General features: G+C 43.6%; 5 protein-coding genes. All 5 read left to right on the top strand.

Annotated features, from left to right (window positions below):
- Positions 1 to 57 precede the first annotated feature (57 nt).
- The 5 genes from PQ469_RS00820 to PQ469_RS00800 all read left to right on the top strand — a co-directional run bounded on the left by PQ469_RS00820 (position 58) and on the right by PQ469_RS00800 (position 12,393).
- On the top strand, positions 58 to 2,487 hold the full coding sequence (locus PQ469_RS00820) for an ABC transporter permease (protein WP_274211288.1): 2,430 nt from the start codon (positions 58 to 60) through the stop codon (positions 2,485 to 2,487).
- A gap of 95 nt (positions 2,488 to 2,582) precedes the next feature.
- Entirely contained in the window at positions 2,583 to 4,955 is a 2,373-nt protein-coding gene (locus tag PQ469_RS00815; RefSeq protein ID WP_274211287.1) for an ABC transporter permease, read from the top strand.
- Between the two features lie 115 nt (positions 4,956 to 5,070).
- Positions 5,071 to 7,431, top strand: coding sequence for an ABC transporter permease (locus PQ469_RS00810; protein WP_274211286.1), 2,361 nt, complete (start codon positions 5,071 to 5,073; stop codon positions 7,429 to 7,431).
- Positions 7,432 to 7,517: 86 nt separating this feature from the next.
- Positions 7,518 to 9,911: an ABC transporter permease gene (locus PQ469_RS00805; protein ID WP_274211285.1), complete on the top strand. Its 2,394-nt coding sequence runs from the start codon at positions 7,518 to 7,520 to the stop codon at positions 9,909 to 9,911.
- Positions 9,912 to 10,005: 94 nt separating this feature from the next.
- The gene (locus PQ469_RS00800; protein ID WP_274211284.1) at positions 10,006 to 12,393 is read left to right on the top strand and encodes an ABC transporter permease; all 2,388 of its coding nucleotides are present in this window, start codon (positions 10,006 to 10,008) and stop codon (positions 12,391 to 12,393) included.
- Positions 12,394 to 12,437 lie beyond the last annotated feature (44 nt).

Raw genomic sequence — 12,437 nt, 5'->3', positions numbered from 1 at the left:
GACCAGTGACTAACGACAATGCACCAATGAACTAATGAACCAGTGAACCAATAAACTATGATCAAGAGTTATTTAAAAACAGCGTGGAGGTTTTTGTTAAAAAACAAAACCTTTAGTTTCATCAACATTATAGGCCTGGCTACGGGTACTTTGTGTTGCCTGTATATTTTGTTGTATGTGCAGGACCAGTATAGTTACGATAAACAACATAAGGGTGTCGAGAATATTTACCGGGTGACTACCGACCTGGAGCTGACCGGCGATAAACACCATAGCGGGGCAAGTTCGCCGCCGATAACCCCGGCTATGCGGAATGACTTTGCCGAGGTAAAGCAATTTACCCGCGTGGTAACCACCGAAAAGTTTGGTGCCAAACAACACCTGCTGCGCTACAAAGAAAAGTCGTTTTATGAGAAGGACGCGCTGTTTGTAGATTCTACATTTTTCGACGTATTCAGCTACCACTTTGTGAGTGGCAGCGCTAACAGCGCGTTAACCGAGCCATATTCTATAGTGCTGTTTAAGCCTGTGGCCGATAAGCTTTTTGGCAGTGAGAATGCCGTTGGCAAAATGATATCTATTGATAATTCCTTCGGCAAACACGATTATAAGGTTATGGGTGTGGTTAACGAAAGCCTGGGCAAATCGCACATTCATGGCAATATGTACATAGCGATGAACAGCGGAGGCTTTGGCGAATCGGTAAGGAGGAATGATGCCTGGGCCGGCAACAACTTCCTGTATGCCTACATCAAATTAAGGACCGATGCCAGCGCCGCAGCACTGGAAAAAAAGCTGCCCGAATTTTTGAATAAATATGCGGCCCAACAGCTAAAAGCTATCGGCATGAAAAAGGTATTACACCTGCAGCCGGTAAACAGTATTCACACCACCCCAGGTTTTGAAAACGAACTGAGTAAAACCCTCGACCCTTCGTTTTTATTCCTGCTGATATTAATTGCCGTAATGATCCAGGTAATTGCCTGTATCAACTTCATGAACTTATCCACCGCCCGCGCCTCAAAACGCGCCAAGGAAGTTGGTGTACGCAAAGTGATAGGCGCAGGCAAAGGCGATTTAATCAAACAGTTTTTAGGCGAATCGTTCCTGCTGGCTTTTATAGGTGTTGCCATTGCATTGCCGCTGCTTATATTGCTAATGCCTTACCTTAACCAGGTTACCAGGGCTAATATCCAATTAGATTTTTTTAGTAATTACAAAATCTGGATAATGCTGTTAAGCCTTATAGCGGTTACCGGTTTGGTGGCGGGCAGCTATCCTGCATTTTACCTGTCGGCTTTCGAAGCAATTAAAGTGATCAAGGGGAATTTTACCAACCAGGTTTCGGCAACCGGCATTCGTAAATCGTTGGTTGTTTTCCAATTTGTTTTATCTATAGTTTTGGTTACAGGTATCATTGTTATCTATAGCCAACTAAACTACATCAAGAATAAAGATCTTGGCTTTGATAAAAATCAAAAGCTAATCTTCAATTTTTACACCGAAGCGTCGCAGAAAAAAATGGCTGCTTTTACTAATGATCTGAAGGAACTATCAGAAGTAAGAGCGGTAAATAATGCGGATAACTATTTAGGGCAATTTGTACCGCATGATCACGGCGTTTTCCTGGCAGGTGGCAACATGGCTGCCGCTGTTGATGCCCAAAACATTAATACCGACGAACATTTTGTAAAAGCCAATGGCGTAAACTTAATAAGCGGCCGCGATTTCAGGCTGAACGATACCAACCGCGTATTGATCAATGAAACTTTGGCCAAACGCCTTGGCCTGGATGTGCAAAAAGCACCCGGCACCAGGCTGTACTCCCAATATGATGGCAAACCTGCCACCTTTGTTGAGATAGCGGGCGTAATGAAAAACTTCAATTACAATTCCCTGCACAGCGAGGTACGGCCCTTTATGATGGTTTACCAAAACGATCCCGGCTATTTTAATTGCATGCTGGTATCGGTAGGCAGCAGTAATTATAAAGCGTTGCTTGATAAAATATCGGCAGTTTGGCGTAAAGATTTCCCCGAGGTGCCATTTGAATATACTTTCCTGGATACCGAGGTTCAAAAACAATACGAAACCGAGATCATGCTATCGCAAATCATCAATTCATTTACGATGGTGGCTATTGTGATATCATGTCTTGGCCTCTTCGGCCTGGCAGCTTTTAGTGCCGAGCAGCGCAGCAAAGAGATAGGGATCCGTAAAGTATTAGGTGCAAGCGTAACCGGTATAGTGCAATTGCTATCGACAGATTTTTTAAAGCTGGTGATCATCGCCTTTGTAATAGCCACACCTTTGGCCTGGTGGGGCATGAGCAAATGGCTGCAGGATTTTGAATACCGCGTAACCATTAGCTGGTGGATGTTTGCCCTGGCCGGTGTATTGGCAGTAATAGTGGCCCTGTTTACCGTAAGTTTCCAGGCTATAAAAGCAGCACTAATGAACCCGGTGAAAAGCTTAAAAGCGGAATAAAAAAGAATTAAGAGAGAAGCATTGTTCATACTGGTGGCGTAAGCCAACAGACAAGACCAATGAACCAGTGAACTAATAAACCAATGAACTAACATATGTTAAGGAATTATCTAAAAATCGCATGGCGAAACCTTATCAGGAATAAGGCACATGCGTTTATAAATATTGCGGGACTTTCTTTAGGGCTGGCTTGTAGTTTATTGATCTTACTATGGGTGCAAAACGAACTGGAGATGGATGCTTATCACAAAAACAGCAGCCGTTTATTTTCCGTTTATGAACGCCAGTACTATGATAATAAGGTTGTTGGCCAATATAACACCCCTGGCTTGTTGCCCGATGAGCTTAAAAAGCAAATTCCCGAAATTGAGGCATCAACAGGAATTTCCTACGGCGGCGAAAGCACGTTCCGTGTTGGCGATAAAATCCTGAAAATGGGCGGGGTTAATGGAGGTGCCGACGTTTTTAAAATGTTTACCATCCCTCTACTGGAGGGCAACGTGCAAACGGCTTTAAATACGCCGGTCAGCATGGCCATCTCCAATAAAATGGCAAAAGCTTTTTTTGGCAACGCGCATGCGGCTATTGGCAAAACCATCCGCTATGAAAACCGGAAGGATTTTAAAGTAACCGGCGTTTACCACGACCTGCCCAAAACTTCTTCGCAGCAGTACGATTTTATTATGAACTGGGATGCATTTTTAGCAGATAACGATTGGGCAAAAATCTGGGGCAACAACGGCCCTTCAACCGTTATTATGTTGCGGCCTGATGCCAACCCGGCTTTAGTAGAAAAAAAACTCACCCACTTTTTAGACAACCTGAATAAAAACCAAAAGAAAGGCACATTTACTGAAGAGTTAGGCATGCAACCATTTAAAGATGGATACCTGCATAACAATTTCGAAAACGGCGAATTTAAAGGAGGCCGTATTGAGTACGTGCGCCTGTTTACCATTGTGGCTATTTTTATTTTGCTGATAGCCTGCATCAACTTCATGAACCTTACAACAGCCCGCTCAGTTAAGCGTGCCCGTGAAATTGGCGTGCGCAAAGTTGTCGGTGCGGTGCGTTCGGTGCTAATCAAACAGTTTATAGGCGAATCTATGCTGGTAACTACGCTGGCTGTGATGGTTTCATTATTATTATTGGTATTGCTGCTGCCGGTGTTTAACAGCATTACACAAAAAGAGATAGCGTTGCCATTTCATCAGCCTGGCTTCTGGTTAAAATTAGTAGCCATCACTTTAGTTACCGGCTTTATATCAGGCAGCTACCCGGCTTTGTTTTTATCATCTTTTAACCCGGTAAACGTTTTAAAAGGAACATTGAAGTTAGATACCGGTACAACTATGTTCCGTAAAGGACTGGTGGTATTCCAGTTTTTCCTGTCGGTAGTCATGATTACCGCTACCATTGTGATATCCAAGCAAATGGATTATGTGCAATCAAAAAACCTGGGCTTTGATCGCGAAAATCTTATTTACATCCCGATGAATGGCGAACTGATTCATAAATACCAGGCTTTTAAAGATGAAGCTTTGCAAATGCCGGGCATCAAGTCAATAAGCCGGATCACGGCTACACCAACGGGGCTCGATAACGGCACCAGCGATGTTGATTGGGTAGGTAAAGATCATAACGTACAAATCCAGTTTACACAGGTATCGGTAGGGTACGACTTTGTAAAAACCATGAAACTTAAAATGGCTGCCGGTCGCGATTTTTCGAAGGCTTACGGTACCGATTCAGTAGGATACCTCATCAATGAAACAACGCTAAAAAGATTAAAATATGCCGATCCTATAGGTAAGCCTTTAACCTTTTGGGGCAAAAAGGGACAAATCATCGGCGTATTAAAAGATTTTCATTTTGCATCATTGCATGAGCAAATCCAGCCGCTGATTATTAGGTATGGCGAGCAGGAGGGCTATGGTAATATCCTGGTTAAAACACAGCCCGGCAAAACCCGCGAAGCATTGGCCAGTTTGGCAACCCTGGCTAAGCAAATTAATCCCGCATTCCCATTCAGCTACACCTTCAGCGATGACGAATACCAAAAGCTTTACCAAAACGAACAGATAGTAACCAAACTTTCAAACACGTTTGCGTTCCTGGCTATATTTATATCGTGCCTTGGCCTGTTGGGCTTAGCTATGTTTACTGCCGAGCAACGCATCAAAGAAATAGGCATCCGCAAGGTGTTGGGTGCAAGTGCAGCTTCGTTATTTGCCATGCTATCATCAAAGTTTTTGCTACTGGTTGTCATATCGTTGTTTTTGGCCCTGCCGGTATCCTGGTATGCCATGAGCGCCTGGCTGCGTGATTTTGCTTACCAAACGCCCATGCATTGGTGGATATTTGCTATAGCGGGTGGTATTATCATTGTAATAGCCATGGTAACCGTAAGTTTCCAGGCCATAAAAGCAGCGTTGGTTAATCCTATAAAGAGCTTGAGATCGGAATAGAACCAAGAATTAAGAGTCAAGAATCGACAGAATTAGTCATTAGTCATTTCGCTGCGCTGTCATTGGTCATTAGTTGAGTTAAAAAACGTATCACGTACACCTTAAAACGTACAACATGTTCAGGAATTACCTCAAAATCGCATGGCGAAACATCGCCAAAAACAAGGTGCATACATTTATTAATGTAGCCGGATTATCTGTGGGCATGGCGGTGGCTATGCTGATAGGGCTTTGGCTATGGGATGAGTTATCGTTTGATAAGTATCATCAAAACTATAACCATATAGCCCAGGTGATGACCACCCAAACGGCCAACGGCGAGACAGTCACATTCGGGTCGACCGTGGTGCCCCTTAGCGCCGAACTGCGTACCAAATATGCGGGTGATTTTAAGCTGACCGCGCTTACCTGGGAGGGCACACATATATTAGCTATTGGCGATAAAAAGATATCACAAAACGGCATGTGGGCCGAGCCCGATTTGCCCGCTATACTTTCATTAAAAATGATAAAAGGGAGCTATGCCAGCTTTAAAGACCCTTCATCTTTTGTATTATCGCAATCTGTAGCAATAGCCTTGTTCGGCAGTGCCGACCCTATAAATAAGGTTGTACGCATTGATAACAAAACCGATATGAAGGTAGCCGGGGTTTACCAGGATTTGCCTTATAATACCAGCTTTTATCCAACTAAATTTATGTTACCCTGGAGCAACCCGGCAAACTGGTGGAATACGCAAAGTACTGCCTGGGATAACCATGGCTGCCATTTATTTGCTTTGATGAATGAGCATGCCGATTTTGCCAAAGTATCAGCAAAGATCAGGAACATTACCAAGCCTCATTTCAAAATGAACGACGAGGCAATGCAAATACATCCCATGGCCAAATGGCACCTGTACAGCGATTTCAAAAACGGCAAAGCAGTTGGCGGCCGCATTGAGTTGGTGTGGCTGTTCGGCATCATCGGTACGTTTGTATTGCTGTTGGCCTGTATCAATTTCATGAACCTAAGCACCGCCCGGAGCGAAAAACGGGCGAAAGAAGTGGGCATCCGTAAAGCGATAGGTTCCGTCCGCTCGCAACTGATAAAGCAGTTTTTGAGCGAATCGCTGATGTTTGCATTTTTAGCTTTGGTGGTTACGCTTGTTTTGGTTTTAGTTGCTTTGCCCTATTTTAATAACATTGCCGATAAGCAAATTGCTATGCCTTTTACTAATCCCTGGTTTTGGGCAGCAGCTTTGAGCTTTACTTTTTTTACCGGAATTATAGCAGGAAGCTATCCGGCATTTTACCTTTCGGCCTTTGAACCAATTAAGGTATTAAAAGGGACTTTTCGTGTTGGGCGCTTTGCTTCGTTGCCGCGTAAGGTTTTAGTGGTTGTACAGTTCACGGTATCTATTGTGCTCATTATAGGCACCATTATCGTTTTCAGGCAAATTCAATTTGCACGCAGCAGACCTATTGGCTATACACGCGAGGGGTTAATTACGGTTGATATGAACACGCCCGAAATTTATGGCCATTATGAAGCCATGCGGAACGACCTGATCCAAACCGGCGCGGTGGCCGACATGGCAGAATCAAACAGTTCAACAACCCAGGTATGGTCAAACAACGGTGGTTTCGATTGGGCTGGCAAAGCCCCGGGCTTCGATCCAACATTTGGTACAATAGCCGTAACTTATGATTATGGTAAAACCGTTGGCTGGAAGATAATTGAAGGCCGCGATTTTTCAAGAAGTTTTCCTACTGATACAGGGGCGTTTATCTTAAACGAATCGGCAGTAAAGCTAAGCGGACTTAAAAACCCCATTGGCAAAATTATGCATTGGGCAGGTAAAAACCACGTTATAACCGGTGTGGTAAAAGATATGGTAATGGAATCACCGTACAAACCTACCGTCGCTACCGTTTTTCATATGAACCCGACTTGGGTTAACGTCATCACCTTGCGCATAAACGCTAAAATGCCCATGCGCGAAGCGTTGGGTACAATTGAGCCCGTGTTTAAAAAATACAACCCCGGCAGCCCATTTCAGTTTAAGTTTAATGATGATGAGTACGCCCGCAAATTTAGCGACGAACAACGCATAGGCAACCTGGCAACGGTGTTTGCTGTGCTGGCTATCTTTATCAGTTGCCTTGGCCTGTTTGGCCTTGCATCATTTGTTGCCGAACAACGGGTGAAAGAGATTGGCGTACGCAAAGTATTGGGAGCATCCGTAGCAAACCTGTGGCGCTTATTATCAACCGAGTTTGTGTTGCTGGTAGTTATATCATTACTTATTGCAATCCCCGTGGCTTATTATTTTATGAACGGCTGGCTTCATCAATACCAGTACAGGTCGCCAATAACCTGGTGGATATTTGCATTATCGGGTACCGGGGCTATTGCCATTACATTAATTACAGTAAGTTTCCAGGCCATCAAAGCAGCCCTGACGAACCCGGTTAAAAGCCTGAGATCTGAATAGTCATTAGTCATTTCGCTGCGCTGTCATTAGTCATTGAAAAAAGGTAAAAATTAAAAACGTATTACCTATAACTTAAAACGTACTACATGTTAAAGAATTATATCAAAATCGCCTGGCGAAACCTTATAAAAAATAAGGCGCACACTTTCATCAACGTTACAGGGCTATCGGTTGGTATGGCTGTGGCTGTGCTGATAGGGCTTTGGATCTGGAACGAACTATCATACGATAAGTATCATGATAACTACGACCGAATTGTGCGGGTAATGCAGCACCAAACCTTTAACGGCGAAGTTGGGACGCAAAACTCTATTCCCCTGCCACTGGGTTATAAGTTAAGGGATGAATATAACAGCGACTTTAAATATGTGGTATTATCTACCTGGAATTTTAAGCATATAATTGCATCGGGCGAAAAAAAATTATCTTACGCGGGCTCCTATATGCAGGCCGAAGCACCTGATCTGCTTACCCTTAAAATGCTGAAGGGGACACGTTCGGCATTAAAAGATCAATCGTCTATCATACTTTCGGCATCATTGGCAAAAGCCATTTTTGGTAATGCCGACCCTATGTTTAAGTCTATAAAAATAGATAATAAATGGAACGTAAAGGTGACAGGGGTGTATGAGGATTTGCCCCATAATACCAGCTTTAAAGAACTTGGCTTTATTGCACCGTGGGACTTGTTTATGACAACGCAGCCTTACCTGAAACAGGCGCGCACAACCTGGGGCAATAACTCCTGGCAATTGTTTGCCCAACTACAACCTAATGCCGATCCGGACAGGGTATCTGCCAAAATAAAAAACCTGAAAATGGAGGGGTTAAAGCTTAATAACGACAAAATTGGCTTAACCTTTAAGGCCGCTATTTTTCTACATCCCATGAGTAAATGGCACTTATACTCGGAGTTTAAAAACGGCATCAATACGGGCGGCGATATTAAATTTGTTTGGATGTTTGGCCTTATCGGCGTATTTGTATTGCTACTGGCTTGTATTAATTTCATGAACCTGAGCACCGCCCGCAGCGAGAAACGGGCCAAGGAAGTAGGCATCCGCAAAACAGTTGGTTCGCTGCGTAGCCAGCTCATTGGGCAGTTTTTTATGGAATCGATGCTGATAACTATTTTCGCCTTCTTCCTGTCGTTAGTTTTGGTGCAGCTGATATTACCGTGGTTTAACCAGGTTGCCGATAAAACCGTTACTATACTATGGTTTAATCCCCTGTTCTGGATTATGGGTATTGGCTTTAGTATTTTTACAGGTATCATAGCAGGCAGCTATCCGGCGTTTTACCTGTCGTCATTCCAGCCTGTAAAAGTGCTAAAGGGCACCTTCAAGGCGGGCCGCTTTGCTGCCCTGCCGCGTAAAATATTGGTAGTATTACAGTTCACTGTTTCAGTTACCCTCATTATCGGTACCATCATTGTTTTCAGGCAGGTGCAGTATACCAAGAACCGGCCGGTAGGCTATGATCGTACCGGGCTGATCCAGGTTGATATGCGTACCGACGAGATCCATAATCATTTCGATGCGGTACGAAACGACCTGATCCAGTCGGGCGCTATCGTTGACATGTCTGAATCTGACAGCCCGCTAACGGATATATACTCTGACAACAGCGGCTTTAAATGGCGCGATAAAGACCCAACTCTTCAGGATGATTTTGGTACGATATCCATAAGCGCAGAATTTGGCAAAACAGCTCAGTGGAAAGTATTAGATGGCCGCGATTTTGACAAAAACAACTTAGCCGATTCATCAGCCATGGTGGTAAACGAGGCTGCTGTTAAATTTATGCATTTGAAAAACCCGGTAGGCGAAACGCTGGAATGGTATAAAAAATTCCAGATCATTGGTGTAGTAAAGGATATGGTGATGTCATCGCCTTACGAGCCAATACAGCCAACCGTTTTCTATCTTACAAAAAACAGCGGCGGCCTCATTAATATCCGCATTAACCCTAAAGTGAGCCCGCATGAAACGCTGGGTAAAATCGAGGCTGCCTGGAAACAATATGCCCCCGGCAACCCCTTTGAATACAAATTCACCGACGAAGAGTACGCCCAAAAATTTGCCAACGAAGAACGTGTAGGTAAACTGGCCGGTTTCTTTACCCTGCTGGCCATCTTTATCAGTTGTATGGGGTTGTTCGGTATGGCATCATTTATGGCCGAGCAGCGCACCAAGGAAATTGGGGTACGCAAGGTATTAGGGGCATCAGTATTTGGCCTGTGGCGCTTAATGTCGATAGATTTTGTAGTGCTGGTTTCTATATCATTACTGATAGCTATACCAACCGCTTACTACTTTATGCAAGACTGGATAAAGGATTACAAATACCACGCCGAACTTTCCTGGTGGATTTTTGGGGCCACGGCTATTGGTTCTATCACAATTACCCTGCTTACTGTTAGCTACCAAAGTATTAAAGCCGCGTTGATGAACCCGGTAAAAAGCCTTCGGTCGGAATAGAGGCAAGATGGAATTAGTCATTGGCCATTTCGCTACGCTGTCATTGGTCATTAGTAAAATAAAAACGTATCACGTACAACTTAAAACGTACAACATGTTCAAGAATTATATCAAGATCGCCTGGCGAAACCTTACGCGTAACAGGGCGCATACTTTTATTAATATAACCGGCCTATCAGTTGGTATGGCAGTGGCTATGCTTATTGGCTTGTGGATATGGGACGAGCTGTCATACGACAGGTACTTTAAAAACTATGACCGCCTGGTACAGGTTATGCAGCACCAAACCTTTAATGGCAGTGTAGGCACACAATCCGATATACCTATGCCGTTGGGTTATAAACTGCGGGATGACTATCAGAATGATTTTAAGTATGTAGTACTATCTACCTGGACATACGCACACATCATAGCATTCGGTGATAAAAAACTAACCCAACAGGGAAATTATATGCAGGCCGAAGCACCCGACGTGTTCAGTTTAAAAATGATTAAAGGCACACGATCCGGTCTAAAAGATCCATCGTCTATCATTCTATCTGCATCACTGGCTAAAGCACTTTTTGGTGACACAGATCCCATGTTTAAAGCCTTAAAGATCGACAATAAATGGAACGTTAAGGTTACCGGCGTTTACGAAGATCTGCCGCATAATAACAGCTTAGCTGAAGTGGCATTTATTGCACCGTGGGATTTATACATGACTACTCATGTAAAAACAAACATTACACAATGGGGCAATAATTCATGGCAGCTATTTGCACAGCTAAGCCCCAATGCAGATATAAACAAGGTATCGGCCAGGATAAAAGATTTGAAGCTAAATGCTTTTATCGCAGAGGGCAATAAGCTGGGTTTATCTTTTAAGCCAACAGTGTTTTTGCACCCGATAAGCAAATGGCATTTATATTCGGAATTTAAAAATGGTATTAATACCGGGGGGGCTATACAATTTGTATGGATGTTTGGCATTATTGGTGTATTCGTATTATTGCTGGCTTGCATCAATTTCATGAACCTAAGCACGGCCCGGTCAGAAAAACGGGCCAAAGAAGTGGGTATACGTAAAACGGTAGGATCGTTGCGAGGCCAGCTTATTGGTCAGTTTTTGGTAGAGTCGGTACTGATCTCGGCATTTGCCTTCCTGTTTTCCATAGTTCTTGTACAGCTTATTTTACCCTGGTTTAACCAGGTAGCCAATAAAACCATGCAGGTATTATGGGCCAACCCGATGTTTTGGATACTGGGAATTGGTTTTAGCCTCATAACAGGGCTCATCGCGGGTAGCTATCCTGCTTTTTACCTGTCATCATTTAAGCCGGTGAAAGTTTTAAAAGGAACATTTAAAGCCGGACGAATGGCTGCATTACCCCGTAAAGTACTGGTGGTTTTACAGTTTACGGTTTCCGTTGCTTTAATCATAGGTACTATTATTGTTTTCAGGCAGGTGCAATTCACCAAGAACAGACCAATAGGTTATGACCGAACAGGCCTTATACAAATAGAAATGAAAACGGATGCCATTCACCAGCACTTTACGGCAGTAAGGAATGACCTGCTGCAGTCGGGAGCAATAGTTGAAATGGCCGAGTCTGATAGTCCGTTAACTGGGGTATATTCTAATAATAGTGGCCTTACCTGGAGGGATAAGGACCCTAATCTGCAGGATGATTTTGGCACAATTGCCGTAAGCCCCGAATTTGGAAAAACGGCTGGCTGGAAACTTACCGACGGGCGCGATTTTTCAAGAGATATTTTAACAGATTCATCGGGAATAGTATTGAACGAAGCCGCCGTAAAGTTCATGAACTTTAAACACCCGGTTGGCGAAACCATTAAATGGTACAAAACTTTTAAAGTTATAGGCGTAGTGAAGGATATGGTTATGTCATCACCCTATGAGCCTGTAAAACCAACTATATTTTATATGGTTCCGTATGCTCCCGGGATAGTTGATATCAGGCTGAACACCGGCAAAAGCGCCAGCGAAGCATTACGTAAAATTGAAGCTGTATTTAAACAGTATGACCCGGCCAGCCCTTTCGATTATAAATTCACAGATGATCAATATGCTCAAAAGTTTGCCAACGAGGAGCGGATAGGTAAACTGGCTGGTTTCTTTACCCTGCTGGCTATTTTCATTAGTTGTATGGGCCTGTTTGGTATGGCATCATTTATGGCCGAGCAGCGCACCAAAGAAATTGGCGTACGCAAGGTATTAGGGGCATCAGTATTTGGCCTGTGGCGCCTGTTGTCGATAGATTTTGTAGTGCTGGTTGTTGTATCATTAATCATAGCTATACCAACCGCTTATTACTTTATGCAAGGCTGGATAAAGGATTACAAGTACCACGCCGAGCTGTCGTGGTGGATATTTGGCGCGACTGCATTAGGGGCTATCATGATAACGTTGCTCACGGTAAGCTATCAAAGTATTAAAGCCGCGTTGATGAACCCTGTAAAGAGTTTGCGATCTGAATAGTAGTTAATTACAGCTAAAGCGAAAAAACTTAAAGTTTTAAATAA

The sequence above is a fragment of the Mucilaginibacter sp. KACC 22773 genome, from assembly GCF_028736215.1.
Lineage (GTDB): Bacteria > Bacteroidota > Bacteroidia > Sphingobacteriales > Sphingobacteriaceae > Mucilaginibacter.
Note: the sequence above shows the minus strand (reverse complement) of the source record. Positions and strands in the feature narration are given on the sequence as shown.